Annotated in this window: 25 protein-coding genes; 15 read left to right on the top strand and 10 right to left on the bottom strand. The window is 75.3% G+C overall.

The genetic code is table 11. The features are described from left to right. Positions 1–3 precede the first annotated feature (3 nt). A complete protein-coding gene (locus ACIP5M_RS11260) occupies positions 4–1,845 on the bottom strand; it encodes an RNA ligase family protein (RefSeq protein WP_401194917.1) in 1,842 nt (613 codons plus the stop codon). A 171-nt stretch (positions 1,846–2,016) separates the two neighbouring features. Here ACIP5M_RS11260 and ACIP5M_RS11255 point away from each other — a divergent pair, with 171 nt between their 5' ends. From ACIP5M_RS11255 to ACIP5M_RS11225, 7 genes are all read left to right on the top strand, one after another. Beyond that, positions 2,017–2,181, top strand: coding sequence for a hypothetical protein (locus tag ACIP5M_RS11255; protein ID WP_401194914.1), 165 nt, complete (start codon positions 2,017–2,019; stop codon positions 2,179–2,181). 631 nt (positions 2,182–2,812) lie between these two features. After that, positions 2,813–4,159 (top strand): NUDIX domain-containing protein, encoded by a 1,347-nt coding sequence (locus tag ACIP5M_RS11250; protein ID WP_401194911.1) that lies wholly within the window; start codon positions 2,813–2,815, stop codon positions 4,157–4,159. A gap of 40 nt (positions 4,160–4,199) precedes the next feature. Further along, positions 4,200–4,820 (top strand): hypothetical protein, encoded by a 621-nt coding sequence (locus tag ACIP5M_RS11245; protein WP_401194909.1) that lies wholly within the window; start codon positions 4,200–4,202, stop codon positions 4,818–4,820. A gap of 105 nt (positions 4,821–4,925) precedes the next feature. Further along, positions 4,926–5,441: an SRPBCC domain-containing protein gene (locus tag ACIP5M_RS11240; protein WP_401194906.1), complete on the top strand. Its 516-nt coding sequence runs from the start codon at positions 4,926–4,928 to the stop codon at positions 5,439–5,441. Positions 5,442–5,556: 115 nt separating this feature from the next. After that, positions 5,557–6,132 (top strand): GNAT family N-acetyltransferase, encoded by a 576-nt coding sequence (locus tag ACIP5M_RS11235; RefSeq protein WP_401194903.1) that lies wholly within the window; start codon positions 5,557–5,559, stop codon positions 6,130–6,132. A 160-nt stretch (positions 6,133–6,292) separates the two neighbouring features. Then, a complete protein-coding gene (locus tag ACIP5M_RS11230) occupies positions 6,293–6,466 on the top strand; it encodes a hypothetical protein (protein ID WP_401194902.1) in 174 nt (57 codons plus the stop codon). Continuing rightward, positions 6,463–6,933, top strand: a complete 471-nt coding sequence (locus ACIP5M_RS11225; protein WP_401194900.1) for a hypothetical protein — start codon at positions 6,463–6,465, stop codon at positions 6,931–6,933. The genes ACIP5M_RS11230 and ACIP5M_RS11225 overlap by 4 nt, the downstream gene beginning before the upstream one ends. A gap of 121 nt (positions 6,934–7,054) precedes the next feature. Here ACIP5M_RS11225 and ACIP5M_RS11220 read toward each other — a convergent pair whose 3' ends face one another. Together ACIP5M_RS11220 and ACIP5M_RS11215 are read right to left on the bottom strand one after the other, a co-directional pair. Beyond that, positions 7,055–8,542, bottom strand: coding sequence for a DEAD/DEAH box helicase (locus tag ACIP5M_RS11220; RefSeq protein ID WP_401194897.1), 1,488 nt, complete (start codon positions 8,540–8,542; stop codon positions 7,055–7,057). A gap of 68 nt (positions 8,543–8,610) precedes the next feature. Next, positions 8,611–9,105, bottom strand: a complete 495-nt coding sequence (locus tag ACIP5M_RS11215) for a MarR family winged helix-turn-helix transcriptional regulator (RefSeq protein ID WP_401194894.1) — start codon at positions 9,103–9,105, stop codon at positions 8,611–8,613. Positions 9,106–9,225: 120 nt separating this feature from the next. Here ACIP5M_RS11215 and ACIP5M_RS11210 point away from each other — a divergent pair, with 120 nt between their 5' ends. Both ACIP5M_RS11210 and ACIP5M_RS11205 read left to right on the top strand, forming a co-directional pair. Further along, entirely contained in the window at positions 9,226–9,618 is a 393-nt protein-coding gene (locus ACIP5M_RS11210; RefSeq protein WP_401194891.1) for an HGxxPAAW family protein, read from the top strand. A gap of 194 nt (positions 9,619–9,812) precedes the next feature. Beyond that, positions 9,813–10,019, top strand: a complete 207-nt coding sequence (locus tag ACIP5M_RS11205; protein WP_215017580.1) for a cold-shock protein — start codon at positions 9,813–9,815, stop codon at positions 10,017–10,019. A gap of 76 nt (positions 10,020–10,095) precedes the next feature. On the opposite strand, the gene ACIP5M_RS11200 is transcribed toward ACIP5M_RS11205, so the two are convergent. The 3 genes from ACIP5M_RS11200 to ACIP5M_RS11190 all read right to left on the bottom strand — a co-directional run bounded on the left by ACIP5M_RS11200 (position 10,096) and on the right by ACIP5M_RS11190 (position 11,979). Further along, complete coding sequence (locus tag ACIP5M_RS11200; RefSeq protein WP_401195100.1) at positions 10,096–10,293, bottom strand: ferredoxin; 198 nt, start codon at positions 10,291–10,293, stop codon at positions 10,096–10,098. 32 nt (positions 10,294–10,325) lie between these two features. Continuing rightward, positions 10,326–11,522, bottom strand: a complete 1,197-nt coding sequence (locus ACIP5M_RS11195) for a cytochrome P450 (RefSeq protein ID WP_401194888.1) — start codon at positions 11,520–11,522, stop codon at positions 10,326–10,328. Between the two features lie 94 nt (positions 11,523–11,616). Next, positions 11,617–11,979: a thioredoxin family protein gene (locus ACIP5M_RS11190; RefSeq protein WP_401194886.1), complete on the bottom strand. Its 363-nt coding sequence runs from the start codon at positions 11,977–11,979 to the stop codon at positions 11,617–11,619. Between the two features lie 117 nt (positions 11,980–12,096). Between ACIP5M_RS11190 and ACIP5M_RS11185 the strand changes: the two genes are divergently transcribed. The 4 genes from ACIP5M_RS11185 to ACIP5M_RS11170 all read left to right on the top strand — a co-directional run bounded on the left by ACIP5M_RS11185 (position 12,097) and on the right by ACIP5M_RS11170 (position 14,887). Continuing rightward, positions 12,097–12,366, top strand: coding sequence for a hypothetical protein (locus ACIP5M_RS11185; RefSeq protein WP_215017590.1), 270 nt, complete (start codon positions 12,097–12,099; stop codon positions 12,364–12,366). Between the two features lie 88 nt (positions 12,367–12,454). Next, a complete protein-coding gene (locus tag ACIP5M_RS11180) occupies positions 12,455–13,075 on the top strand; it encodes a hypothetical protein (protein ID WP_401194883.1) in 621 nt (206 codons plus the stop codon). A 163-nt stretch (positions 13,076–13,238) separates the two neighbouring features. After that, positions 13,239–13,592 (top strand): YciI family protein, encoded by a 354-nt coding sequence (locus tag ACIP5M_RS11175; RefSeq protein WP_401194881.1) that lies wholly within the window; start codon positions 13,239–13,241, stop codon positions 13,590–13,592. Positions 13,593–13,657: 65 nt separating this feature from the next. Beyond that, positions 13,658–14,887 carry an RNA polymerase sigma factor gene (locus tag ACIP5M_RS11170; protein WP_401194878.1) on the top strand — a complete coding sequence of 410 codons (1,230 nt, stop codon included), beginning with the start codon at positions 13,658–13,660 and terminating at the stop codon, positions 14,885–14,887. Between the two features lie 49 nt (positions 14,888–14,936). Here ACIP5M_RS11170 and ACIP5M_RS11165 read toward each other — a convergent pair whose 3' ends face one another. From ACIP5M_RS11165 to ACIP5M_RS11150, 4 genes are all read right to left on the bottom strand, one after another. Continuing rightward, complete coding sequence (locus ACIP5M_RS11165; protein WP_401194876.1) at positions 14,937–16,418, bottom strand: condensation domain-containing protein; 1,482 nt, start codon at positions 16,416–16,418, stop codon at positions 14,937–14,939. 82 nt (positions 16,419–16,500) lie between these two features. Beyond that, the gene (locus ACIP5M_RS11160) at positions 16,501–17,469 is read right to left on the bottom strand and encodes an ABC transporter ATP-binding protein (protein ID WP_401194873.1); all 969 of its coding nucleotides are present in this window, start codon (positions 17,467–17,469) and stop codon (positions 16,501–16,503) included. After that, entirely contained in the window at positions 17,466–20,201 is a 2,736-nt protein-coding gene (locus ACIP5M_RS11155; protein ID WP_401194871.1) for a hypothetical protein, read from the bottom strand. The genes ACIP5M_RS11160 and ACIP5M_RS11155 overlap by 4 nt, the downstream gene beginning before the upstream one ends. Next, a complete protein-coding gene (locus tag ACIP5M_RS11150; protein WP_401194869.1) occupies positions 20,198–23,506 on the bottom strand; it encodes an FtsX-like permease family protein in 3,309 nt (1,102 codons plus the stop codon). Before ACIP5M_RS11150 ends, ACIP5M_RS11155 begins: the two co-directional genes overlap by 4 nt. 176 nt (positions 23,507–23,682) lie before the next feature. On the opposite strand from ACIP5M_RS11150, the gene ACIP5M_RS11145 reads away from it, so the two are divergent. Beyond that, the gene (locus ACIP5M_RS11145) at positions 23,683–24,465 is read left to right on the top strand and encodes an ABC transporter ATP-binding protein (RefSeq protein WP_401194867.1); all 783 of its coding nucleotides are present in this window, start codon (positions 23,683–23,685) and stop codon (positions 24,463–24,465) included. Between the two features lie 87 nt (positions 24,466–24,552). Continuing rightward, positions 24,553–25,512, top strand: a complete 960-nt coding sequence (locus ACIP5M_RS11140) for a hypothetical protein (protein WP_401194865.1) — start codon at positions 24,553–24,555, stop codon at positions 25,510–25,512. The last annotated feature ends 1 nt before the right edge of the window (position 25,513 follow it).

The raw sequence follows: 25,513 nt of genomic DNA, 5'->3' as shown, positions 1-25,513 counted from the left end.
GAATCAGGCCTCCCCGCCCGTGGTGCCCGGACCGCCAGTGGTGCCCGGCGCGCCCGGATCGCCGTGGCCCCGCAGCACCCCCGCCGTGTCCTCCACGGCTCCGCCCGCCCCCACGTACCAGGTCCGGTGCGCCTGACCCGGATACGGCGGACTGAACCGGTGCAGCTGCCCGGCCAGCACCGTCGCCGGTACGGGATGCGCCCGCACGCCGTTGCGCCGCAGCAGCTCCGCCTCCTCGACCAGCACCACCGCATGGGTGACCAGCGCGTCGCGGCGCCGGGCGATCGAACCGGCCAGACCGCGCTGCTGCTCGGTGAGGGAGGTGGCGTCCCAGACCACGGTCCCGCCGGCCGCCAGGGCCGTGTCCAGCCGGTCCAGGCCCTCGCGCAGGACGTCCGCGTTGGCCCGCTGGTCCGCGCGGGACCCCCGGGCGGCCCGCAGATCGTCGAGACTCACGTAGGCGGACACGCCGGGCAGGCTCCGAGCGAAGGTGCTCTTGCCGCTGCCCGAGGGCCCGCACAGCTGTACCAGCCGGGGGAAGGCCGCGCCCCGCCACCGCCAGGTCGCCGCGACCGCCTCCTCCGGGGTGGAGATACCGCCCCGCGCGAAGGCGTCGCGGGCCTCGGCCCAGCAGCGGTCGGCTCCCTCCGGCTCCAGGCCGGCCAGGGCTTCGCGCAGCCCGGCGCGCAGGGGCCCGAGCGGGTCCGCGCCGAGCAGCCCCGCCTCCTCGGCGTACAGCGCGGACCACTCCACGCTCTCCCGCGCCCCGGGGTCGCCGGCCGTCGCACCGGCGAGCGCGTGCAGCACGCCCAGGTCGGCCGCGACGGCCATCCGTACCAGGCCGGCGCGCCGCTCCGCGTCGGGGAACGGCCGCTGGAGCGCCGGGTACAGCCCGACCAGGTCGGCCACCCGCCGCGCGAGGGACATCCCGGCCGGGCCCGCCGCCAGCTCCGCCGCGAGGCGGGCGCGGGGTACCCGGCGCAGCATCGCGGCCAGTACGCCGGCCAGCCGGGCCTCGCCGGTGCGGCCCAACGCGTCGATCCGGGCGGTCACTTCACCGACCTCGGCCACTGTCTCGGCTGTGGCTGTGGCTGTGGCTGTGGCTGTCGCTGCGGCCGTGGGCGCGGCCGTGGCTTCGGCCCCGTCCCCGGTTCCGGCCCCCAGGGCGGCCGACAGCCCCGCCACATCGGGCTCCGCGCCCGACCGCACCGCCCACAGCGGGGCCTGCGGCCCCAGCCCGTTGGGTACCACCTGCGCGTACATCCAGTGCGTGTCGGTCTGGACGTGCCCGCCCCGCACCCACTTGGCCACGCACCGCGCGAAGTCCGCGCGCGCGAAGCCGTCCACGGTGCGCACGACGTACCCCTCCGTCCGGGTGGTGTCGAGCCGCAGCCTGCGCAGCGCCCGCTCGTCGAAGACACCCCTCCACAGCACGCGCGGGGTCGGCACCCCGATGCCCCGCAGGAACGTTACGGTCCGGTCCCAGCCGAGGCACTGGTCGCCGTCCCACACCGAGAACCCGTAGAACCAGCTGTCCAGGTCCTCGTACGGGAGGGAGTGGCGGGCGTACAGGTTCTCCCCGCACACCCGCCAGCCGAGCGGGATGCCCGCGCCGATCCGCCCCTGCAGGCCCTTCACCCAGGCGCGCGAGGGATGGTGCCCCGAGTCGAGCGAGCGGGCGTGCAGTCCGTCGGCGTACAGGGTGGTGTTCTCCCCGTCGAGCTTCTCGGTGACCACCACCTCCCGCCCGGTCAGCCCGGCCAGATCGGCAGCGGCCCGGACGTCATCCGCGCCCACCCCGGGTGACCAGGGCAGATGAGGGGTCCGGGGATAGGGGGTGCGCATGGTCCGCTCCTGGCCGACGAATGGGGTACGTCGTCACTGTAAGTATCCGGAGCCGGGCGCATCCACCCAATAACGGCGGGGTGGTCCGTGCGCGGCGGGGGGGGGGGCTAACGGCAGAGGGCCAGGATCGAGGGCGACACCGTGCCGCGGCCCGCCTCGCACCAGGACGTCATGTCGTACGCACCCCCCTGCGCCGGGCGGGGCCTGGCTTTCGCGGGGGCCTTGGCCTTGACCCTGGCGGCCTTCGGCTTGGCCTTCGCCCTTGCCTTCGGTTTCGAGGAGGTCCGCCTGTGGGGCTTCGACGGGGCGTACGGGCGGCCGGGCCCGGCCCGGTGAGGGGGCCGGGGTGCGGCGGGGGAGGCGGGGGAGGCGGGAGGCTCCGGCACCGCCGCCGGTCCGGCCGGCTCCACCGATACGGATGCCCCGGGCAGCCGTCCCAACGGCCAGGCGGGGGGCGTCGGCCGGCGGGGCTCCGTGCGGACCGCCGCGGGGCCCAGCCGTGGGGAGTCCGGCGGGGCGGCGGGGTTCACGGTCACGCATCCGGTGGCCATCGCGAGTGCGGCAAGGGTCAGGGGCAGGGCCCGGCGCAGCTGCATCCGCCCACCCTGCCGTACCCGGGCCGCCGGAGTCGCGCCCCCGTCACGCGGACGGGTGACCTGGGGGCGGGTACGTGACTCCGGGCGCGGGCGCCCGTACTCCGGCCCGGGTCCGTACGGGCAGCCCGCCGCAGGTCCGCCCGGCCTCCGCCCGGTTTCCGCGGGGGGCGGCCGGTGACGTGGTCGGACCGGCGGTTTTCAGGCCGCCAGTCCGCGTTCGGACCGTAGCAGGAGCTGCATAACCAGGTAATAAGGAGGTATAGGGGCGGCAAAGCGCAGGGTGTCCGGTCCGGGTCCCGGGCCGCCGTAACCAGGGGGTCGTCCCCGGTGTTGCACAGTCGGCGGGTCCACCCACGGTGAACGGAGTTCCGATGCCGCAGCTGACCGACGAGGCCGTGCCCGAGGAGACCCGGCCCGAGGAGGCGGTGGCCGAGGAGTCCGTGCCCGAGGAGACCCGGCCCGAGGAGGCCCTGCCCGATGGGTACGCGGCCGATGGGTGCGTGGCCGAGGAGACCCGGCCCGAGGAGTCCATGCCCGAGGAGACCTTGCCCGATGGGTCCGTGGCCGATGGGTCCGTGGCCCCGGACGGCCGGCCCGGCGAGCCCCGGGCGGACGGACCCCTGCGCGACGGACCCCTGCGCGACGGACCCCTGCGCGGCGAACCCCGGCCCGGCGAATGCCCGCCCGGCGAACCACCGGCCGGCGACTCACCGGCCGACGCGCCCCGGTCCGGCCGGGCCGGGACATGGATGACCCCCGAGGCGTACGGCGCCTCGCGCGCCGCCCTGTGGACCGGGGCCGTCGTCCTCGTCACCGACGCCGACGGCCGCGTCCTCGTCCAGAGCGTCGACTACCGTGCCGACCGGCTGCTGCCCGGCGGAGCCGTCGACGCCGGGGAGGCCCCCTGCGCCGCGGCGGCCCGCGAGCTGCGTGAGGAGCTGGGCGTCGACGGCCACTACCCCCTCGGTCTCGCCGTGGACTGGATCCCCGCCGACACCCCCGGTTTCCCTGCAGCCATGCGCTTCCCCGGCGAGATCCTGTTCGTCTACGACGGCGGCACCTGGACCCCGGACCGGATCGGCTCCGTCCGCCTCCCCGACCAGGAGATCACCGGCATCCAGTTCGCCGAGCCGGCCGACCTGCCCGCCCTGATGGACGCGGGCGACGCCCGCCGCGCCCTGTCCGCCCTGCGCGCCCGCATCAACGGCTCGGGCGTCGCCCTGCTGGAGGACGGCCGCCCCACCATGCCCACCGCCCTCGACCGGCTCGGTGTGCTCCGCACGCGCAGGATCCCCCAGCACGGCGCCTGGCACGCGGGCCCGGTGCCCGGGCAGCTGCCCGTACGGGACCACTCGGCCTGGCTATTCGCACCGGACGGACGGGTCCTCCTGCTGATCGCGCGGGCCACCGGCGCCGCCCACCTGCCGCCCCCGTCGGCCGCACCCACGGCCGGGGCCGCCCCGCTCGGCTACCGCGTCGGCGACCAGGGAGCCGTCCACGCCCGCACCGCGGCCCGTCTCACCGCCGTCCCGCCGGCCGCGGACCTGGCGTACGCCCGGCTGCTGGCCACCCCCGAGCAGGTCCGCGAACTGAGCGACTGGGGCCCGGCCGGCGCCCACGAGCTCGCGTCGGTCCACAACGCCCGCTCCCGCCTCTCCCTTCCGGCCCCCACCCGCACCCCGCTCACCGAACTCCCCGAGTCGGGCACCCACTGGTAACCCGCCCCCGCTGTCAGCGGCGACCCGTACCGTCGACGGCATGGGATTCACCAGCGTCTGGTCGATCAGCAGCCACGAGGACCCCGTCATCGGGGAGCTCGCGCCGCGCGTCTCGGCGGCCATCGCCGCCGACCAGGCGTGCACGGAGGCCCGCGGCCGCTGGGCGGCCTGGGAGCGCGCGCCGCTGCCGGACCGGCGCACCTGGTGGACCGACCCGGCCCACCACGACGCGATCCGCTCCTTCCAGGAGATGACACGCCCCGGCCGGCACGTCGACGACCTGTGTACCGTCGCGCCCGATTTCGACGTGGAGCAGGAGATCTGGGACCGCCGGCCGGATTCGGGGGCGATGTTCACCTCCGTCCACCGGAAGGAATACGCGGTCGCCGCGCTGTTCCACGCCCTTGGCCCGGAGCGGGCCGCGCTGCTCCCGGGGTGGTGCGGGAACTTCCTGCTGGACGCCGCGGGGGTGCGGCGGGCGCTCCCGGGCGTGGAGCGGGCGCTGGGGTTCGGGCCGGGTGAGCGGGAGCGTGCGCAGGCGCAGGACTGGCTGGACTACGGGGCTCGCGACGAGAGCGTCCTGGACGGGCCGCTGCGAGTCTTGCGGGCGGCCGCGGCGGCGGGATGGGGGGTGTGCGGGGTGGCCTTTCACGTGTCGTGAGCCGGAAGCCGGGGGCCGGCGTGGTCCGCGCCGGGCGGCGGCCGCCGGGTCCGCCATGATCGGGAAATCCGGCATCCGCGGTCCGCGGTCCCTCAGCATGGGGCCATGAGCGACAGTGCGATCACCTACACCCTGTACATCCAGGCCGATCCCGACCGGGTCTGGCAGGCCCTCACCGAGCCCGCCTTCACGCGCCGCTACTGGGGCCTGAGCTTCGAGACCGACTGGGCGGTGGGCTCGCGGATGGACTGGATCGAGCGCGGGGCCCGCACCAGCGATCCCGAGCAGGTGGTCCTCGACTGCATCCCCGACCGGCTGCTCTCCTACACCTGGCACACCTTCACCCCGCAGTGGGCGGCCTCCGCCGGCATCGGCGAGGAGCTGCGGACCCAGCTGGCGAGCGAGCGCCGCACGAAGGTGACGTACGAGATCGAGCCGGTCGGCGAGACCCTCGCCCGGCTGACCATCCTCCACGAGGGCTTCGAACCCGGCGGCACCCTCATCGGCATGTGCAGCCGCGCCTGGCCGATGCTCGCCTCAAGCCTCAAGACCCTGCTGGAGACCGGGGCTCCGCTGCCCGAACCGGGCCACGAGCCGGAACAAGGCTCCGGCGGCAGTTGACCGGCGGCACGGAGAGCCGGCGCGCGCCCGGCCGAGCCGGCTCTCCCCGCCTGCCCGAACTCCCTTTCCCCGCACCTGAGATCATGTGTAGAGACCAGCAATCAGGAGCGTGGAGATGGCACTCCGGCACCACGGCGGGGCACGGACCCTCGCACAGATCCTGGACGCGGCGGCCGAGGGCCGCTTCCCGCCCGCGGACGGCGGCACCACCGTGGTCCCGCAGGAGAACCCGCGCGACGCGGGCGTCATCGCCTTCACCGCGCACTCCGTGGTGTTCACCGACGAGGACCCGGAGTGGGTGCGCTCCACCCTCGCGGCCGTCGACGCCGACGCGCTGGCCGCCGGCATGAACGCACGCTTCCTGACCGCGCTCCTGGAACGCACCGGCCGCAGCAGCGACACCGTCGACCTGCTGACCGTCGCCGACCCACTGCCCGGCGAACCCCCGCTGGAGCTGCGCGAGATCGACGACCCCGACCACCCGCGCGTACGGCGGGCACTCGGCCGCGACGACGTACGGGTCTGGGCGGCGGACGGCGGAGTCGTCATCCTCGGCCGGGGCGTCGCCGGCCGCTGGGAGACCGCGATAGAGGTGGACGAGGGCGCCCGCGACCGGCTACCGGCCGGTTGGCGCCGAGTCCCTGATGCTCGCGCCCGTACGGAACCAGGGCGTGTCCCTCTGATGGGCTGATCCGGCCTGGCAGGACGTGCCCGACGAGCTCGTCTCGTTCCGGACCGCCCACAAACGACAGATCAGGCGCGCCGTCGAGGGCATCGACCGGACCCCGCGCGGGAGCCCGGACGGCACCCTGGCCGTCGGCCGGTCGGGGCGGTCGTGTGGAATGGGGGGCATGGGGAGAGGGAAGAAGCAGCAGCGGCCGGCCGGTGTCGGTGCCGAGCGGGCCGGGGCCGGGGCGGCGGAGACCGCCGCGCGGGAGGCGCACGGTCGGGCCGTGGAAGTCCGCCGGAAGCCGTCCCGGGACGGCGCCCGGCTCGGGCCCGTCCGCGAAGGCGCCGCCCGATGAGCCGCTCCGACGCCGCCATGCCCCCGGAGCACTGGCGCTACGGCCGTCACCTGGAGTCGCTCGCCGTGGCGCCGGGAGCGGACGCCGAGGCCGAGGTCGTCGCCGCCGTACTGCGCGATCCCGACCCGGTCATGGCTGAGAGCGCGGTCGTCACCCACCTCGACCGCCGCGCGGCGCGGCTGCTGGCCGACGACGGGTTCCCCGCCTGGGCGCGGGCCATGACCGGCGTGCTCGCCGGCCGTGCCTTCCCCGAGCGCCGGCTGCGCGAGTGGAGCCTGCTCAAGGCCATCACCCACGGCGAGCCCTGGTCGCCCGCGGAGCTCGTCGCCGCCTCCGACTGGTGCCAGCGCACCGCCGCCCAGTCCCTGACCTCGCTGGACGCCCTCGGACTGCTCGCCTCCAGCGCCCGCACGCGCCGGGTGCGCAACGCCGCCGCCGAGCGCTTGCGCCGTCGCACCGCGGTGTAAGGCCGCCGGTTCACGGCGGCCGCCCGGGCCTGCGAGCGGCCGCCCGGGCCTGCGAGCGGCCGCCGGGCCTGCGGGCGGCCTGCCCCTGCACATGGCAGCCCCGGGCCCGCGAGCCCGTACGTCAGGCGCCGCGTCGTACCCGCGCGGCGCGGCGGGCTTCCGCCTGCTGCCTGGCTTCCAGGGTCTTGCGGGACTCCTTGCCCCTGCCGACCCGGCCCGGGCGCGTGCCCATCCCCCGGAAACCGAGTTCCGAGCCGGACGGCTTGCCCTTGGCGTCCGTCGGGGCGGCGCCGGCCAGCGGCACACCGGACGGAGCCTTCGCCCCGGTGATCCGGCTCAGGGCCGCCTCGCCGGACCGCACCTGGGTGATCGTGGGCCGGATCCGGGCGTCCGACATCAGCCGGACGATGTCCCGGCGCTGGTTCGGGGTGACGAGGGTGACGACCCGGCCGGACTCGCCGGCCCGAGCGGTGCGCCCGCCCCGGTGCAGGTAGTCCTTGTGGTCGGCCGGCGGGTCGACGTTGACGACGAGGTCGAGGTCGTCGATATGGATGCCGCGCGCCGCGACGTTCGTCGCGACCAGGACGGTGACGGCGCCGGTCTTGAACTGCGCGAGGGTCCGGGTCCGCTGCGGCTGCGACTTCCCGCTGTGCAGCCCCTCCGCCCGTACGCCCATGGCCCGCAGGTGCTTCACGAACTGGTCGACCCCGTGCTTGGTGTCCAGGAACATCAGCACCCGCTTGTCGCGCGCCGCGATCTCGGTGGCCGCCGAGATCTTGTCGGCCGCGTGGATGTGCAGCACGTGGTGGTCCATCGTGGTCACCGCGCCCGCCTGCGGGTCGACGGAGTGCGAGACCGGGTCCTTCAGGTACGAGCGCACCAACTGGTCCACGTTGCGGTCCAGGGTCGCGGAGAACAGCATGCGCTGCCCCGCGTGGTGCACCTGGTCCAGGATCTCCGTGACCTGCGGCATGAAGCCCATGTCGCACATCTGGTCGGCCTCGTCGAGCACGGTGATCCGCACGCGCTCCAGGTGGACGTCACGCCGCCCGACCAGGTCGCTCAGCCGCCCCGGCGTGGCCACCACGACCTCGGCGCCGGTGCGCAGAGCGCTGACCTGCCGCCCGATCGACAGCCCGCCGACGACCGTGGCCATCCGCAGCTTCAGGGCCTCGGCGTACGGGGTCAGGGCCTCGGCCACCTGCTGCGCCAGCTCGCGCGTCGGTACGAGGACCAGCGCCAGCGGCCGCTTCGGATCGGCCTGCTGTCCCGCCGTACGCGCCAGCAGCGCCAACCCGAAGGCCAGCGTCTTGCCGGAGCCGGTCTGTGCGCGGCCCAGGACGTCCCGGCCGGCCAGGGCGTTGGGAAGCGTCGCCGCCTGGATGGGGAACGGCTCCTTCACCGACAGCCCGGCCATCGTCGTCACCAGCTCATGGGGCAGGTCCAGCTCGGAGAACGAGGTCACCGGCGGCAGCGCGGGCTCCTTCGGCTCGGGCATCGCGAACTCACCCTGCGGACCGATGCTCCGGGGGGCCTTGGCGCCGGATGTGGCGGCGGCCTTGGCACCGCCCTTCACACCGAAGCGCCCATGAGCTGACGGGTTCCTCATGCAGGACCTTTCGAAGCGGGAAAGAAGCTGGAAAGAAGATGGTCAACCGCCCATGGTACCAGCGGGGCCTACGCCTCCCCGGCGTCCGGTTCGCCCGCCCGCACCTGTGCGCAGTGGGCGCGCACCTCGACCGCCGCGCGCTGGAACCAGTCGGCGATCACGGCGATCTCGTCGGGGGTGTAGTCGGCGAACAGGGCGCCGAGCCGGTCGTAGAACGGCTGGTAGACCGCGATGACCCGGGCGGCGGCGGTCGGATCCGCCACCACGCGCACCCGCCGCCGGTCGGCGGGGTCGGGCCGGCGCCTCGCGTACCCGGCCCGCTCGAGGCGGTTGAGCACGCCGGTGACCGCGCCGGTGGTGAGGTCGACCAGCTCGGCGAGGTCGCCGGCGGCGAGCGGGTGGTCCCCGGCGCCCAGGATGTGCCCGAGGCAGGTCAGGTCGGTGACGTTCAGCCCGAGACGCTGCGCCACCTCCTGCTGGCCGACGATGCCCAGAGCCACGTACTGGTCCATGCGCGACAGCGCCTCCTCGGCGGTGGCCGGGGGACGGGGCTTGCCCTCCACGCAAATACTCCTTAGTATCTAAGTTACTTAGCAAGTGAGATAGTCGGTGAGATACTTACCTTGCGAAATAAGTATCCCGCTTCCGACCCTATGCCGCCGAGCGTCCGACCAAGGGGAAGCATGAGCACGCAAGGACACGCGGACCACGGCCACACCGTGGCCGGCTGGACCGGAACCGCCCTGGCCCTGCTGGGCTTCACGGGAGCCGGCCTCGGCGTGGTGACCGCCTGGAGGCCGGGCATCTGGATCGGACTCGGCGTCGTCGCCGCTGCGGGGGTCGTCACCTGGGTCCTGCACCTCGCGGGCTGGGGCAAGCCGAGCGGGCCCCGGCCGGCGGCCGAGTGGGACTGGCGCGTACGGGACACGGCCGCGCACGCGGGGCACGAGGACTGCCTGGGCTGCCGGCTCGGCGGACCGCGGCGAGCCCGCGCGGCAGCTCCTCGGCCCCGGTCCGCCGTGTCGTCCGCCGCGCCGTCCGCCGCGCCCACGCCCGTTCCGGACAGCGGGGTCTGAACGTCCCGGTGGACGTCCCGGTCGAGCGCTCCGCGCAGGAGCCTCCCCCGATCCGCGGACAGTGCGAGCAGAAGTTCGATTGCGCGCCGCGCCCCCGGTTGGCCGCGTCCGGCGTGTGCTGTGGGGGACCGTTGGGCAGGATCGAGACGGCCGCGTGTGCGGCCCGCAGTGGAACGTTGAGAAGGATCAGCCAGATGGCAACAGGCACCGTGAAGTGGTTCAACTCGGAGAAGGGGTTCGGCTTCATCCAGCAGGACGACGGCGGCCCCGACGTGTTCGTGCACTTCTCCGCCATCGAGTCCACCGGCTTCAAGTCGCTGGATGAGAACGCGAGGGTCGAGTACCAGGTCACCCAAGGCCCCAAGGGGCCCCAGGCGGAGCGGGTGGTCCCCATCGGGTAGTACCGCTTCACGAGGCGTTCTCGTGAGCCCGGGCCCCGCCGGTCCGTCCACCGGCGGGGCCCTCGCGCGCCCGGGGTCAGGTGCCGGAGCGTACGGAGATGGCCGAGACCGGGCAGGCCCGGGCCGCCTCGCGGACCAGCGCGCTGCCGGCGCCGTCCGCGCGACCCGGGAGCACCGTGCCGAAGCCGTCGTCGTCCTGGGTGAAGACGGCGGGCTCCGTCAGCGCGCACTGGCCCGCGCCGATGCAGACGCCGGTGTCGATCTCGATGTGCAGCGGCGGGCGCGGTGTCGTTTCGGCCACGGCCCTCACCACGCCACGGGGAGTTCGACCATGCCCTGGATGGTGTCGCCGGGTTTGAACGGGATCCGGTCCGGCTCGGCCGCCAGCCGCAGGCCGGGCAGCCGCGCGAACAGCGTGCCCAGGGCGATCTCCATCTCGGCGCGGGCCAGGTTCTGACCGAGGCACTGGTGGACGCCGAAACCGAAGGCCACGTGGTGGCGGGTCGGCCGGTGCCAGTCCAGGGCGTCGGGCTGCTCGAAGACGGACGCGTCGCGGTTGATGACGGAGGTGGAGAAGACCACCCCGTCGTCCGCCCGTACCGTCACCCCGCCGATCTCGATGTCCTCGGTCGCCACCCGCAGCATGCCGTCCGCGATCGAGAGGAAGCGCATCAGCTCCTCCACCGCCGCCGAGATCAGCGACGGGTCGGCCCGCAGTTCGGAGAGCTGCTCGGGGTGGCGCAGCAGGGTGAAGGTACCGAGGGAGATCATGTTGGCGGTGGTCTCGTGCCCCGCGACGAGCAGGATCACGGCGAACGCGACCAGCTCCTCGAGGTCGATCTCACCGGTCTCCAGGCGCTGTGCGATGAGCTCGTCGAGCAGCCCGTCCCCGGGCTCGGCGCGCTTTCGCTCCACCAGGTCGTGGAGGTACGCGTCGAGCTGCCGGCGGGCGTCCTCCACATCGGCCGGTTCCGGCCCGCGCAGCAGCCGGCGTGACTGTCCCTCGAAGAATTCGTGGTCCTCGTACGGCACCCCGAGCAGGTCGCAGATCACCATCGACGGCACGGGCAGGGCGAAGGCCCCGACCAGTTCCGCGCGCGGGCCCGCGGCCACCATCTCGTCGATCAGACGGTCCACGGTCTGCTGGATCCGCGGCCGCAGGGCGGCGGTCCGCTTCAGGCTGAAACGCGGGATCAGCATCCGGCGCTGCGCGTTGTGTTCGGGATCGTCGAATCCGAGCAGTGCCGCGCGGCGGTTCTGCAGGCCCTTGAAGCGCGGGGTCGGCGCGGGGAAGGAGGCCTTCGTGCGGTCGGCGGAGAGCCGGCCGTCGGAGAGCAGGGCGCGCGCCTCGGCGAGCCCGGTGACCACCCATACGGAGCGGCCGTCGAAGAGGGTGACGCGGGAGAGGGGTCGCCCCTCCCGCAGGGGTTCGTAGCCGGTGGGCGGGTGGTAGGGGCAGGTCCGGTCCTGGGGAAAGGCAACGGTCTCTGACGTGAAGGACATCAAGCACCTCGCGAGCGATGGTTCCGTGTTCCGTCGTGCCGGAGTCCATTACATGCCTAGGGCACCTATCCGTCCCATGCCACTTTCGGCCAGATCACCCGAGTTCGCCCGGCTGGGTGTCCAGGTGGGCGTCCAGGAACCCCCTGAGCTCCTCGCGCGTCATCGGACCGGCGTGGCTCGCGACCGCCCCGCCGTCCTTGACGAGTACGGCCGTCGGGGCGCCGGTCACGCCGTAACGCCTGGTCGGCCCGGGGCAGCGGGTCATGTCGGTCCGCACGGCGGTGAGCCGCGTCCCGTACTCCTCGGCCAGCTCGCCGACGACGGCGTCCATCGCGCGGCACGCCTCCAGGGCCTTCGGCCAGGACCCGCAGAAGTAGGCGAGAACCGGCCCCTGCGCCAAGGAGAGGATGAAGTCGAACTCCTCGTCCTCCAGTGGCTGGTGTACCCGACGTGTCATGCGTACCGCTCCTCGCTCCCGCGCCCGCCCGTGATCGCCCCTCCGATGCGGAGGGCGGACACCATCATCGCCGCTCGCCGGGGCCCGTTGTCAGTGGTGCCTGTGAAGCTGAGCAGCATGGACGACAGGATGCTCCGGCGCCGGGTCTACGGCGCCGACCACGACGACCCCGACCCGGGCCCCCGGCCCGGCCACGTCTACGGTGAACTCGTGGGCGGCCCCCTCGACGGGCTGCTCCTGGACATCACCGGCTGGAGCGCCCCGCAGCTCGCCGAGGAGGCCAGGCTCCCCACCGAGATAGGGCGCTACGGAGCGGGCGGCCGCGCCCACTACCGCCGCAGGCCGGGCGACCCGGGGCGTTGGGACTGGACGGGCGACAGCCGCTGACCGGCCTTCCGGCTCTCCGGCCCCCCGGACGCCGGCCGCGGCCAGCGTCCGCGATCATGGAATTTCGTCATTGCGGAGGGATGGGGTCATGAGTCACAAGCTGGAGATGAGCACCGGGGACATGCGCAGGGTGGTCCGGCTCCTGACGGCGGTGGAGCGGACACCCGAGCAGGAGCGGCTCGTGGGCATCGCCCGGGAGCGGTGCGCGGCGGTCGACGCCCGCTACGCGGACATGGGCTACGAACCGGACGTACCGGTCGTCCAGGCCCTCGAGGAGCTGCTGGAGGGGACCTTCACCGCGCAAACGGGTCCCGGCTACAGCCACGCCCTGCAGGCGCTGGTCGCCGTACAGTTCTCCGACACCTACGACCTGGGCTGGTGGCGGCGCCCCTCCTGGTTCCACACCGTCGACGAGGAGATGACCCGGCACGGTGTCCCGGCCGATCTGGCGCCCGCCGCGCTGCTGTTCGCGGGCCCGCCGGTACGGATCCCGCACCCGGGCGACGCCACGCCGTGGATGAGCACCTTCCCGGCGTCGCGGGCCGCCGAGGTGGTCGAGGCCTACGAAGCCGTGCTCGACCGCCTCGACCCGGAGGTCCGGGAGACCGCCGAGCTCCTGCTGGAGCCCATGCGCGTCGAAGCGGAAGAGTGGCCGCTGACCGTCAAGGCGGGCCGGACCGAGGACACGGTCTTCTTCTGGCTCAGCTGAGCCGCCGGGCGGCGGGTGGGGGCTGCCGGCCGGTGGCCGCCGGGTGGCCGGTTCCGAAGATCCTCCGAAGAATTTCCGGGGGACCCGTCGATCCGGGCGTCTCCCGTTCGACGCAGGGGTGAGAGGCGGGGATGGCCCCCGCCCTTCCGACCGAGGAGTCACCATGCCGCGCTTCCTGACGATGATCCGCATCGACGAGCAGAACCTTCCCACCGAGTTCCCCGCGGAATTCCAGGAGCGGGTGGGCGCCCTGGTGGAGGAGATGACCAAGGCGGGGGTCATGCTCGACACCGCCGGTCTGCTCCCCACCTCCCAGGGCACCCGCGTCACCTGGTCCGGCGGGAAGATCGGCTTCACCGACGGCCCCTTCACCGAGACCAAGGAGGTCGTCGGCGGGTACCTGCTCCTCCAGTGCAAGGACAAGGCCGAGGCTCTGGAGTGGATCCAGCGGTTCCTGAGCATCCACCCGGCGGAGTGGACCGTCGGCGCGGAGGTCCGGGAGCTCGAAGAGATGTGACCGCGCGCCGCATGCGCCCGCGGCGTGTTTGCCCCGGCCCGTCACGGCTGCTCTGATGGGTCGCCGTGACGGGATCGAGCACGGCCCAGGCGGTCGAAGCGGTGTTCAGGATCGAGTCCGCGCGGATCATCGCCGGGGTCGCCCGGATCGTGCGGGACCTCGGCATCGCCGAGGAGCTCGCGCAGGACGCCCTCGTCGCCGCGCTGGAGCAGTGGCCGCAGTCGGGCGTCCCCGACCGGCCGGGCGCCTGGCTCATGGCCACCGCCAAGCACCGGGCCATCGACCTCGTCCGCCGCCGGGAGACCTACGCGCGCAAGCTCGCGGAGGTCGGCCGGACCCTGGAGGACGTGCCGCCGCCCGCCGAACCGGCGGACCCCGAGGACATCGACGACGACCTGCTCCGGCTGATCTTCACCTCCTGCCATCCCGTACTGGCCACCGAGGCCCGGATCGCCCTCACCCTGCGCCTGATGGGCGGGCTGACCACCCGGGAGATCGCCCGCGCCTTCCTCACCTCCGAGTCCACCGTCGCCCAGCGCATCGTCCGGGCGAAGCGGACGCTGGCCGGGGCGGGGGTGCCCTTCGAAGTGCCGTACGGCGCCGACCGCGAGGCCCGGCTCGCGTCGGTACTGGAGGTCATCTACCTGGTCTTCAACGAGGGCTACTCGGCCACCGCCGGTGACGACCTCGTCCGCCCCGCCCTGTGCGAGGACGCCCTGCGGCTGGCCCGCGTCCTCGCGGCCCTGATGCCCGAGGAGCCCGAGGCGCACGGCCTCGCCGCTCTGCTGGAGTTCCAGGCTTCGCGGATCCCCGCGCGCACCGGCCCCGACGGGGAGCCGGTGCTGCTGGCCGACCAGAACCGGTCCAAGTGGAACCGCATGCTCATCCACCGGGGCGTCCAGGCCATGCGCCACGCCGGCAGCGGCCCGTACTCCCTCCAGGCCGCGATCGCCGGCTGCCACGCGGCGGCCGTGCGCTACGAGGACACGGACTGGCCGACCATCGCCGCGCTGTACGGGCAGCTGGTCCGGCTCGTCCCCTCCCCGGTGGTGGAACTCAACCGCGCGGTCGCCGTCTCCATGGCCCAGGGGCCCGAGGCGGCCCTGCCGCTGGTCGACGCCCTGGCCGCGGAACCGGCCCTGCGCGCCTACCACCTGCTGCCGAGCGTGCGGGGCGACCTGCTGGAACGCCTCGGACGACCGGACGAGGCCCGCGCCGAGTTCGAGCGTGCGGCCGCCCTCACCCGCAACGAACGCGAGCGCGCCCTGCTCCTGCGTCGGGCGTCCCGCCTCTGATCCGTGACGGCCCCGGCCCCTCGGGGCCGGGAGCCCGTGGCGGCAGCGGTCAGCGGCGTCGGGCGAACGAGGCCACGTCGAGCGGGGTGCCGGCCGGCCGGCGGGGCGCGGTCAGGGCGATGGGGCGCCGGAACCCGCCGGAGCGGGCGATCTCCTGGACCGTCAGGCGCAGGGCCTCCTGGAAGTCGCCCATGGTGCGGCGGGCCGCCGGGGTGTCGACGTACAGGGAGTTCATGTGCAGGCCGGCGGTGTCCCGCTGGAACCACGAGCAGGCCCCGTTGGCGCGCGCCGACCACACGTGGGTGGCGGGCCGCCAGTCCTCGTGGCGCTCGGCGCCCGGGCACTTGCGCATGTCGAGGTACGAGAAGAAGTTGACCGGGTACGGCCAGGAGCGGGCGGCGAACTCCTCGGGCGCCAGCAGCTCCCACGCCCGTACGAACGGCACGTCGATGTGGCCGATCATCTCCCTGAACCCGGCCCGGACGGCGGCCATGACCTGCGCGAAATCCCGCCCGGGGGAGGCGTCGAACTCGATGGGCATGGTGTTGACGAACCAGCCCACCGAGTCCGCCCAGGTGCCCCGGCCGCGCTCACTGACCGGCATGAGGCCCCGGTAGACACCGGGCCCGCCGGCCTCGCGCAGACACACGGCGACGGCGGCGAGCACCCCCATGAAGGGCTTCCCGTCGACCGTCGCGCAGGTCTTCTCGAACACCTCGGCCTCCGCGGCGTCCAGCAGCGTCGAGGCCTCGTTGACGATCGGGTACATCCGGCCCGGCTCCACGCCGAGGTCGAGCGGGAAGCGCGGGAAGAAGGAGCCGCCGCGGCCGATGAAGGACTTCCAGTAGCCCAGGCGCTCGTCGTCCGCGCCGATGGAGAGGTAGCGGCGCCGCTGCTCCTCCGCGAAGTCGAGGTAGCTGGGGGCGGACGGCAGCTCGACGTCCTCGCCGCGGCACAGGGCCTCGTACGCGGTCAGCACCTCGTTGACGACGATCGGCATCGACATGCCGTCGCACACGATGTGGTCGAAGGCGAGGTAGACCGTCGCGGAGTCCTCGCGCAGCACCGCGCCCATGGTGAACAGCGGCCAGGAGAGGGTGTCGATGGACCGCTTGAACCGTTCGGCGAGGAACCCGCGCAGCAGCTCCGACGTCGCGAAGCTCCCCACCTCCTCGGCGTCGAGGGCCAGTTCGGCGGGGTCGAAGGGCTCGCAGGCCAGCTCCCCGGCCAGCCGGCGGAACGCGCACCGCAGGACCTCGTGGCGCTGCACGAAGGCCAGCAGCGCCCGGGAGAGCGCGTCCTCGTCCAGCCGTCCGGCCACCTCGAAGGTGACCGCGAGCCACGACGCCACGGGGTCGTCGGCGGCGCGGCTCTCCTCCGCGACGGTGAAGTGCTTGTCCTGGTTGAAGGACGCCCTCCTGCCGGTCGGTCCGTCCGGGCCGCCGGCCTCCGCCGCGGCCGTCGACCGCAAGCGCCACTCGACCACCCGACCGGGTGCCACCTGGTGCATCTCCAGAGGAAATTGCCGCATACCGTCATCCCTTCGCCCCCGAGCCAACCCCCAGGCCCTAACGACCCCCGGGCCGGGGAGGTGACGGCAGCGACGTGCGGGCTCAGGATCCCGCGGCCTCCACGTCGTCGCGGCGGACCTCGATGCGGTCGGCGGCGAGGTCCACCGCGACGCGGTGTTCCATGCCCAGGGCCTCCAGGAACTTCTGCGGGAGCTGTACCCGGCCGGTGCGGTCCAGCATCACGTATTCGCGCTCGCTCACCGACTCCGCGCCGTGCTCGTCCGTGACCGTGCGGCGCAGGACCTCGCTGCTCGTTCGGCCGTCGCGGATGGCGACCGTACGGCGGACCTCGCCGGCGACGAGCGGGTCGTGCGTCACGATGACCACCGTCGCCCCGAGGTCCCGGTTCACCGTGCGGAAGGCCTCGAAGATCGCGGCGCCGGTCTCGGAGTCCAGCTCACCGGTGGGCTCGTCGGCCAGCAGCACCCGGGGGTCGTTGGCCATGGCCACGGCGATGGCCACGCGCTGCTGCTGGCCGCCGGAGAGCGCGGCCGGGCGCCGGTCGGCGAGGTCGGCGATCTCCAGGGCCTCCATGAGCTCCGAGACGCGGGCCGCGCGGCGCCCGGCCGCGCCCCGCGAGGCCCGCCCCTTCAGCTGCATGGGGAGCGCGATGTTCTGCGCCGCCGTCAGGAACGGCATGAGGTTGCGGGCCGTCTGCTGCCATACGAAGCCCACCGTCTCGCGGCGGTAGCGCAGCCGGTCCCGGGCGGACATCTCCAGCAGGTCGTAGCCGCCGACGGTGGCGGTGCCCGCCGTGGGGACGTCCAGGCCGGCCAGGATGTTCAGCAGTGTGGACTTGCCGCTGCCCGAAGCACCGACGAGCGCCACCAGGTCGCCCTGCGACACGGTCAGTTCGAGCCCCTGCAGGGCCTGCACCTCGAGGCCGTCGGCGCTGAAGATGCGCACCAGGCGGTCGCAGACGATGGCCGTGCCCGCCCCCGCCGTACGGGGTCCGGCGGCGGCCAGGGCCTGCCGGCGCAGCTCTTCGTAGGTCGGCTGGTCGGTGTTCACCGCTCGTCTCCCGCTCTCAACTCGGTGGTGATCTGTCGCCGGCCGGATATCGCCGCCTCCGCGAGGACGACCGCCACGACCAGCCCCGCCAGGGCCAGCGCCTGCGTCAGTACGGGCCGCGCGGCGAGGTCCACCCCGGCCGCGACCGGCGCGCCGACCAGGGCCGACAGGTCCACGGCGGGGCCGAGCAGGGCCACGGCGGCCGCCGCGGCCAGCGCGCCGCCGCACGCGGCGACCAGGGTCTGCGGCAGCGCCTCCGTCAGGATCAGGGCCACGCCCTGGCGCGGCCGCAGGCCCATCGTGCGCAACCGGGCCAGCAGGGCCGCCCGTTCGGGCGCGGCCCGCACCAGTGTCAGCAGCACCGCCAGCAGCGCGAAGCCGGCGGCTCCCGCGACCGACGCCCAGAACAGCCGCTGCGCCGAGTGCTGGAGCGGGTCGGTGGAGAGGTTCGCTACCGCGGTGGCACTGGTCCGCACCTGGTATTTCTCGGCGGTCGCGGCCGGCAGCGAGGCCCGCAGCAGTTCCTCCAGCCGGCCGGCGTCGACCGGGCCGGTGGCCAGCCACCGGTTCGGCAGCGCGGCCTTGGGCAGCAGCGCGGTCATCGGCCCGGCCGGCAGCACGAGGGTGGCGCCGCCGCGGTCCGGCAGGGCCGGCGTGCCGTCGACCACCCCGGCCGCCCTGACCTGGAGGTCCTCGCCGCGGATCCGCAGCCGGAAGGGCCGGTTGCCCGGCTCGGCCCCGAGGTCGGTGCTGAACAGCGCGGGCACCGGGTCGTCGAGGCTCCCCCCGCCCCCGGCGAGCACCGCCGGGTCGAAGCGGCCGCGCCCGACCGTCCGGGCGAGCTCCGCGTAGGCCGCCGGATCGACGACGACCACACTGACCTGCCGGGAACCCCGGTCGATGCCGAAGACGAAGGCGTCGTCCTCCGTCCAGGCGGCCACCGAGGTCCGCACGGCGGGCAGTGCCCCGGCCGCCCGGACCACTTCCGCAGGAACGGCCTGGTCCCGGGGCGCCGTGATCTGGGCGTCACCGCCGACGGACCGCCGGGCCACCTGCAGCCGGTCGGCGTCCACCGACCCCAGCACCGCGGCGCCGAACCCACCGGTCGTCACCGCCAGCAGCAGCGCCACCAGCGGCAGTACGGAAGGACGGGCCCGGTCCGAGGAACCGCGGGCGGCCCGGGCCAGCCCGAGGAACCCGATCACGCCCGGGCCCTGGCCCGCGGCCCGGGCCAGCGCCCCCACCACGACGGGCTGGAGCCGGGCCAGCAGGAGCGCCCCGGACAGCGCGAGCAGCAGCGGGGCGGCCACCAGCAGCGGATCGAGCCCGGCGGCGGCGGAGACCCCGCGCCGGCGCAGTTCGAACACGGCCGCGGCCGTGGCGGCGAGGACGAACAGCTCGGCCACGAGCCGGCGCCGCGCCCCCGCCGCACGCGGTGGGGACAGCAGCACGAAGGCCCGTACGGGGAAGGCCAGCAGGGCCGGCAGCGTGACGGCGGTGGCGGCGGTCAGCGAGAGGGCCAGCCGGGGGGTCGGCAGCAGCAGGACGGCGAGCCAGGCGGCGAGCGCGGACGCCGGCAGCACGGTGACCGCGCCCTCCCCGAGCAGGCGCCCGACGATCGCCCGGCGTGATCCGCCGCGCGCCAGCAGCAGCCGCAGCTCGTTCTCACGCCGGTCGCCCACGAGGGCGGCGGCCAGGCAGAACACGACGGCGGCCACCCCGGCGACCCCCGCCGGACCGATCGCGGCGAGCGGGGCGGCGCCCCGCTGCCGGGCCCGGGCCCGCTCGAACAGCTCGGGCAGCCGGGAGGTGATGCGCAGGTCCGGCCGCTTGACGGCCATGGCCAGCTCGGAGGCGGTGGGACCCGCGACGAAGGACGCGATGTCGTGCGCGACGCCGGGCAGCAGGTCCGCGCGCAGCACCCCGGTGTCCACCGGGAGCCGCCAGAAGTACTCGGAGCCCTCGCCCCAGGAGTCCAGCCGGGTCACGGTGTCCGCGTCGACGAGGGCGGCCGCGTCCAGGAACACCTGGGGCGGGCCCTTGATCGAGGCCGTGACGGTCTGGCAGGCCTTGGCCAGGCAGGGCAGGTCGGTCCAGAACACGTCCTCCGGGTCGGCGTCGTAGAGACCGACGACCTCGGCCCGGAGGGCTCCGTTGATGGTCGCCCGCGACTCCAGCACCATGCCCAGCGGCGCCTTGAGCTTCTCGGAGGCCTGGCGCGACAGCGCCACCTGGATCGGGCCGTCGGGGCTCCCGCCCCCAGGCCAGCGGCCGGCCACCAGCTTGGTGTGGGCGCCGGCTTGTGGCAGGTACACCAAACCGAGCCGCGGGTCGACGCCCTCCGGCCTGCCGAGGCCGGGGTTGGCCAGGGAGCGGGGCTTGGCGCTCTGCGCGCCGTGCACGGGTCCGCTCGCGGCGAGCCGGAAGGACCCGCCGGTGCGCGCGACCAGCGCGTCCCGCACGGAGTCCAGCTGCGCGGGGGCCAGCTGCCCGTTGCGGGAGTACGACGCCGCGCTCAGGCTCGTCGGCCCGGGACCCTGCTCGCCCAGGAAGGTCCGCAGCGCTCCGTCGGCGCCCCGGTCGACCGCGCGCGGCAGCGCCGCCGCCAGCAGCACGGTGACGAAGGCCAGGGCCGCGGCGAGCAGCGCGCTCAGCGGGGCGGCGCGCAGCCGGGTCCGCACCCAGGGCGCGGGCCGCGGGGCGCGGGCGGGTGCAAGGGCCGGGCGGGTCACATCTCCTCCAAGTGCCGCAGCCGGTCGCCGGTGCCCCGGACGCTGCGGTCGCGACGGCCGCCGAAGACGGCCGACAGCAGCGGTACCGCGGCGATCGCCGCGGCCATCAGCAGGGTCCCGGCGGTCGGCAGGTCCACCAGCACCTCCGGTACCGGCCGGCCGGCGGCGGGCGTCAGCACCATCAGCGGAACCACCAGATGGACGATGGCGGCGCCCAGACCCAGCCCGACGGCCGTGCCCAGGGCGACCAGCAGCCCGCTCTCGGCGACGGCCGTGCGGGCCAGCTTCCGGCGCGGCGCGCCCAGGGCCAGCAGGACGGCGAACTCACTGCCGCGTTCCCGCGCGGCCGCCGCCGCGGCGGCACCGAAGCCGATCGCCGCGAGCACGGCGCAGGCCACCGCCAGGGCGGCGAGCGCGCTCTGCGGGCCCGCGCTCAGCGGATCGTCCAGCAGCCCGGCGGCCACCTCCTCGCGCAGCTCCACCTGCTGGGAGCCCGCCCCGGCGCGCAGTTCGGCGGCGGCGCGGCCGGGGACGGGGTCCTCGGCGGAGGCGGCCGGCAGCCACCACTCGGTGGGAGGCGGCAGCTCGCGTCCGATGTCGGCGGCCAGCAGCCGCCCGGCGGCGGCCAGATCGACGGCCAGCGCCGTGTCGCCGGCGACGGGCAGCGATCCGACGGACGCGGTGATCCGCACCGGCAGGGTGCCGCTGCCCAGCGGCACGGGGACCAGATCCCCCACGCCGGCGCCGACCGCGGCCAGGTAGGCGCGGGTGGCGACCCCGGGGACCTCCGCCGCGGGCGCCGGTCCGGCGAGCAGCCCGAGCTGGACCCCGCCGCCGTTCTGCCTGCCGCGGAAGGCCAGCCGGAGCAGGGCCGGGCCGCCCGAGCCGTCCGACGGCGCCGCCAGCACCTCGCCGGCGGGGACGCCGCCGCTCGGAGGCGGCCCCGCCAGGACCCAGCCGGGCGCCGTTGCGCGCGGTACGGGCACGGCGGCCCGGGCGGGGTCCTCGGCGACGGCGAGGCCGCGTACGGTCAACTCCCCGGCCGTGACCGGCTGCTCGGCGCCGGCGCCCGGCCGGCCCGGCCCCGACAGCTCCGTGCCGTACGAGAGCACGAACCCGGTGACGCTCAGCGGCGCGGCGGCGGACCCGAGCGGCGCCCCCGCGAGCGCGTCGACGTCCACCGAGACGGTGGCGTCCCCCGACTCGGGCAGCGGCAGCAGCGGGGAGCGGAAGGTCAGGCCGAACCGGTCGCGCAGGACCAGCCCCAGACCGGGCCGGCCGCCCGGCGCGTCCCGTACGGTCACGTCGAGATCGATCCGCCGCGGACGACCGGGCAGTTCGATGCCGGTGTCTCCCGGGGCGCGGCCCGCGGCCAGGGGTGCGAACAGCTCGCGCACACTGCGTCCGCCTCGCAGGTCCGCGCGCAGCGGCACCCGCTCGGCGGCCCCGGCGGCGTCCAGTGCGAGCACCTGCCCGGTCCGCCCGCCCGGCAGCCCCTGCTGGGCGCGCACCACCGGGATCAGCCGCTCACCGCCGGGCAGCGAGGCGTAGCGGCCGTTGCGGCCCGGGGGAGCCAGGTCGCTGCCGGAGATCCGCAGGCCGCCGGCGGTCGCGAAGCCGGCCTGGTCGCGCTGGGAGTCCGACCACGCGGTGTGCTGGCCGAGCGCGAGGACCCCGCTGGAGACCGCGAGGACCAGCAGCAGCACCGGCCCGGTGGTCCGCCCCGGCCGGCGGGCGAGCTGCCAGCCGACCAGTGCGGGGCCCAGCCCGCGGCCGCGTGCGGCCAGCCGGCCGCCGAGCCGCGCGGCGAAGGGCATCAGCCGCAGCACCAGCAGGGTGCCCGCGCACAGGGCCAGCGTCGGGGCGGCCACCAGTACGGGGTCGACGCCCAGACCCCCCGCGCCCGCCGCGGGGCCCGCGCCGTCGCCGCTGTACTGCGCGACCTGCTGGTAGGCGAGGACGGCCAGCGCCACCACGGCCAGGTCCAGCCCGGACCGGGCGGCGCCCGCGACCAGCGCCTGGCGGCGGCCGCTGCGGCGCAGGGCGGCCGCCCCGGCGCCGCGCAGCACGGCCGGCAGCGCGGTCAGCAGCACGCAGCCGAAGGCGCAGACCGCCGCGACCGGCCACATCAGCCAGGTGCCCGAGGTGTTCAGCGGTACCCGCGAGAGCGGCCCGAAGCCGCTGAGCAGACCGAGCAGGAGCGGGGCGAGCAGCGGCGCCAGAACGGCGGCGGGCAGGGCGAGCAGCACGGAGCCGGCCGCGCCGAGGACGCCCAGCCGCAGCCGAGAGGCGCCGCGCGCGGTGAGCAGGACCCGCTCGGGCTCCTGGCGGTCCGTCAGCAGGTGGGCCACCAGCAGCAGGGCGGCCGCGGCGAGGACGGCGAGCTGGAGCGCGCCGACCAGCAGGGTGGACCGGGCGACGAGCCCGCCGGAGCGCACTTCGCCGAGCAGGTCCGGGAGTTCGGTCTTGACCTGGAACCCGGCGGGGGGCTTGAGACCGCCTCCGCGGGCGCCGGACATCACTGCGGCCGCCCGGCCCCGCACGTCCTCGACATCGGCGGAACCCACGGTGGCGAAGTCGGGCTCCAGCAGCGCGGCGCGGCTGTTCTGCGGGAGCCCGCCGGCCGTGAAGGCGCTGTCGTCGACGAGCAGCGGACCGTACGTGGCGAAGCTGCTGACCTGGAGCTCGCGGCCGCCCAGCGGGTCGAGGCGCCAGTACGGGTCCGCGGGGTCCGCCGCCTGGTACACGCCGGTGACCAGCACGGGGAGCGGAGCCCCGCCGTACCGGTCGTCCAGGCGCACCTCGGCGGGGAGCGCGGCCTCGGTCAGGCCCAGCCGTACCAGCGCGGCCCGGGGCGCGGCCACCGGCAGCGGGCCGGCCCCCGCACCGCCCGGCGGCTGTGGCCACTGCCCGGCGAGGAGCCGTACGCGCTCCCGGGAGAAGGCGGCCAGCAGGGTCAGGTCGGTGTCGTCCTTGCCCGGGGTGCGGGCGCCCGGCAGGCCGTACGCACGGCTGCGGGCCACGCTCTCGACGGCGACCGGGAACCGGCCGAACAGCTCGCGCGCGAAGCTCCGTACGGCCTGGTCGTCCTGGGTGCGGCCGGCCGCCGGGTGCTCGGTGGTGACCAGGACGGTGGCGCGGCTGCGCCCGGGGCCCTGGAGGGCCTGGCGCAGCCCGGCCTCGCCCACGTCGCGGGTGAAGGCGAACAGCGCCGTCAGCACGGTCGTGGTGATCAATACGGTGAGCAGTACGGCGGCGGCGAGCGGCAGTCGCCCGCGCAGCCGGCGCACGACGAAGCCGAGCATGTGCCGTGTTCCTTCCCCCCGTCCGGATCGCTGGCACCGGATAGCGGACGATGCTGTCAGATTCGAACGCACAGGGGAAGGGACTTGCGGGGAGGATGTGACGGATGAGCAAATTCGCAGGGGGCGCTTCCACCGGCCCCGTCCGGGCGGATGGACTACCAGGGGGAGCAGGCAATATGACGCAGCATCAGGGCGGCGCGGCGGCGCCCATGGTCGTGGTCGACGACGTCCACCGGAGCTTCGGCGACGGCGCCCGGGCCGTCCACGCGCTGCGCGGCGTCTCGTTCGAGGTGCGCCGCGGCGAACTCACCGCGCTCAAGGGCCGGTCCGGCTCCGGCAAGACCACCCTGCTGAACCTGGTCGGCGGCCTCGACACCCCGACCTCGGGGTCCGTCACCCTCGACGGCACCGGTCTGGCCGGGCTCGACGAGGCCGGACTGCTGGCGCTGCGCCGCGACCGGATCGGTTTCGTGTTCCAGTCCTTCGGCCTGATACCCGTCCTGACCGCCGCAGAGAACGTGGGGGTCCCCATGCGGCTGCGCAAGGTCCCCGCCCGGCAGCGCGAGGAACGCGCCCGTACCCTCCTCGCCCTGGTGGGCCTGGCCGAACACGCCGGGCAGCGGCCCGGCGAGCTCTCGGGCGGACAGCAGCAGCGGGTGGCGGTCGCCCGGGCCCTGGCCAACGAACCCGACCTGATCATCGCGGACGAACCGACCGGGCAGCTCGACTCCGAGACGGGCCGCTCCATCATGCGGCTGCTGCGCGCGGTGGTGCGCAGCGAGGGCGTCACCGCCCTGGTCGCCACCCACGACCCGGCCCTGATCGAACTGGCCGACCGGGTCGTGGAGCTGCGCGACGGCCGCATCGTCGACGAGCACCGCGTGGGTGAGGCGGACGGGGGCGACCGGGGCGACCGGGACGGGCAGGGTGATCAGGCCGGGCGGGCCGCCGTCCGCTGAGGCGCCACGCCGCGCCGTTCACCCGGGCGTGCCGTGTCGGCCGTCCGCTGCGGTGATCGCGCGCGGTGATGGCGGAGAGTGGGCCGCGTGGATGTGGACGAGGTCATCGACGCCCTGTACGCGCTGCCCCCGGCGCGGTTCACGGCCGTCCGGGACGAGGAGGCGGCCCGCGTCAAACGGGCCGGGGACCCGGCGGCGGGGAAGCGGATCGCGGGGCTGCGCCGCCCCACGCTGGCCGCCTGGGCGTCGAACACGCTGGTACGGGCGAAGCCGGAGGAGGTCGAGCAGTTCCGCCAGCTCGGCCAGGCGCTGAGGGTGGCGCACCGGCACCTGGACGGGGAGCAGTTGCGTGCCCTGTCCCACCAGCAGCACGTGGTCGTGGGGGCCCTCGCGCTGGAGGCGCAGCGGCTGGCCGAGGAGGCCGGGACGCCGGTCTCGGAGACCGTGCGGCGCGAGGTCGGCCAGATCCTCTACGCCGCACTGGCCGATCCGGAGGCGGCCGAGGCCTGGGCCTCGGGCCGGCTGTCGAAGGCCCCCGCCCTGGTGACGGAGTTCCCGGGCATCGACCCGGACGCCGTGCCACCCACGTCCCCGGCCGGACCCAAGCCCGAGGCCGCATCCGCGTCCGTCGCGCGGCCCGAGCCGCCGGCACCGGAGGCCGAACCGGCCGGACGGCGGCCCGACCGCCGGGTGGACGCGGCCCGCGCCGCCGCCCAGGACGCGGAGTGGGCCGCCACGGCCCGGGAGGACGAGCTGCGGGTGGCCGAGGAGGCACGGCAGCACACGGTCGAGGCCGCGGCGGCCGCCGACGCCGAACTCGAGCGCGCCCAGGCGGCCCGCGACCGCGCGTACGCCGCCGTGGCCGAAGCCGAGGAGCGGCATCGCGAGGCCGGCCGGACGGCCCGGGAGGCCCGGCGCGCGGCGAAGGCCGCCGCCCGCAGGCTCCGGTCCCTGACGGGCGACGAGACCGGCGGGACCGGGAGCGGCGGGACCGGCAGCGGCCGGAGCCGGAGCGGCGGGGGAGGCAGAGGAGACGGGAGCGGTTGAC

The organism is Streptomyces sp. NPDC088762, from assembly GCF_044750905.1.
Taxonomy (GTDB): Bacteria; Actinomycetota; Actinomycetes; order Streptomycetales; family Streptomycetaceae; genus Streptomyces.
Note: the sequence above shows the minus strand (reverse complement) of the source record. Positions and strands in the feature narration are given on the sequence as shown.

What these genes read in the sequence shown, in the direction of transcription:
- ACIP5M_RS11240 (WP_401194906.1), top strand. Translation starts at nt 4,926, where the DNA reads ATGAGCGACAGTGCGATCACCTACACCCTGTACATCCAGGCCGATCCC.
- ACIP5M_RS11195 (WP_401194888.1), bottom strand. Translation starts at nt 11,522, where the DNA reads ATGTCCTTCACGTCAGAGACCGTTGCCTTTCCCCAGGACCGGACCTGC.
- ACIP5M_RS11190 (WP_401194886.1), bottom strand. Translation starts at nt 11,979, where the DNA reads ATGACACGTCGGGTACACCAGCCACTGGAGGACGAGGAGTTCGACTTC.
- ACIP5M_RS11205 (WP_215017580.1), top strand. Translation starts at nt 9,813, where the DNA reads ATGGCAACAGGCACCGTGAAGTGGTTCAACTCGGAGAAGGGGTTCGGC.
- ACIP5M_RS11250 (WP_401194911.1), top strand. Translation starts at nt 2,813, where the DNA reads ATGCCGCAGCTGACCGACGAGGCCGTGCCCGAGGAGACCCGGCCCGAG.
- ACIP5M_RS11175 (WP_401194881.1), top strand. Translation starts at nt 13,239, where the DNA reads ATGCCGCGCTTCCTGACGATGATCCGCATCGACGAGCAGAACCTTCCC.
- ACIP5M_RS11245 (WP_401194909.1), top strand. Translation starts at nt 4,200, where the DNA reads ATGGGATTCACCAGCGTCTGGTCGATCAGCAGCCACGAGGACCCCGTC.
- ACIP5M_RS11235 (WP_401194903.1), top strand. Translation starts at nt 5,557, where the DNA reads ATGGCACTCCGGCACCACGGCGGGGCACGGACCCTCGCACAGATCCTG.
- ACIP5M_RS11185 (WP_215017590.1), top strand. Translation starts at nt 12,097, where the DNA reads ATGGACGACAGGATGCTCCGGCGCCGGGTCTACGGCGCCGACCACGAC.
- ACIP5M_RS11230 (WP_401194902.1), top strand. Translation starts at nt 6,293, where the DNA reads ATGGGGAGAGGGAAGAAGCAGCAGCGGCCGGCCGGTGTCGGTGCCGAG.
- ACIP5M_RS11165 (WP_401194876.1), bottom strand. Translation starts at nt 16,418, where the DNA reads ATGCGGCAATTTCCTCTGGAGATGCACCAGGTGGCACCCGGTCGGGTG.
- ACIP5M_RS11210 (WP_401194891.1), top strand. Translation starts at nt 9,226, where the DNA reads ATGAGCACGCAAGGACACGCGGACCACGGCCACACCGTGGCCGGCTGG.
- ACIP5M_RS11145 (WP_401194867.1), top strand. Translation starts at nt 23,683, where the DNA reads ATGACGCAGCATCAGGGCGGCGCGGCGGCGCCCATGGTCGTGGTCGAC.
- ACIP5M_RS11150 (WP_401194869.1), bottom strand. Translation starts at nt 23,506, where the DNA reads ATGCTCGGCTTCGTCGTGCGCCGGCTGCGCGGGCGACTGCCGCTCGCC.
- ACIP5M_RS11225 (WP_401194900.1), top strand. Translation starts at nt 6,463, where the DNA reads ATGAGCCGCTCCGACGCCGCCATGCCCCCGGAGCACTGGCGCTACGGC.
- ACIP5M_RS11260 (WP_401194917.1), bottom strand. Translation starts at nt 1,845, where the DNA reads ATGCGCACCCCCTATCCCCGGACCCCTCATCTGCCCTGGTCACCCGGG.
- ACIP5M_RS11180 (WP_401194883.1), top strand. Translation starts at nt 12,455, where the DNA reads ATGAGTCACAAGCTGGAGATGAGCACCGGGGACATGCGCAGGGTGGTC.
- ACIP5M_RS11220 (WP_401194897.1), bottom strand. Translation starts at nt 8,542, where the DNA reads ATGAGGAACCCGTCAGCTCATGGGCGCTTCGGTGTGAAGGGCGGTGCC.
- ACIP5M_RS11255 (WP_401194914.1), top strand. Translation starts at nt 2,017, where the DNA reads ATGTCGTACGCACCCCCCTGCGCCGGGCGGGGCCTGGCTTTCGCGGGG.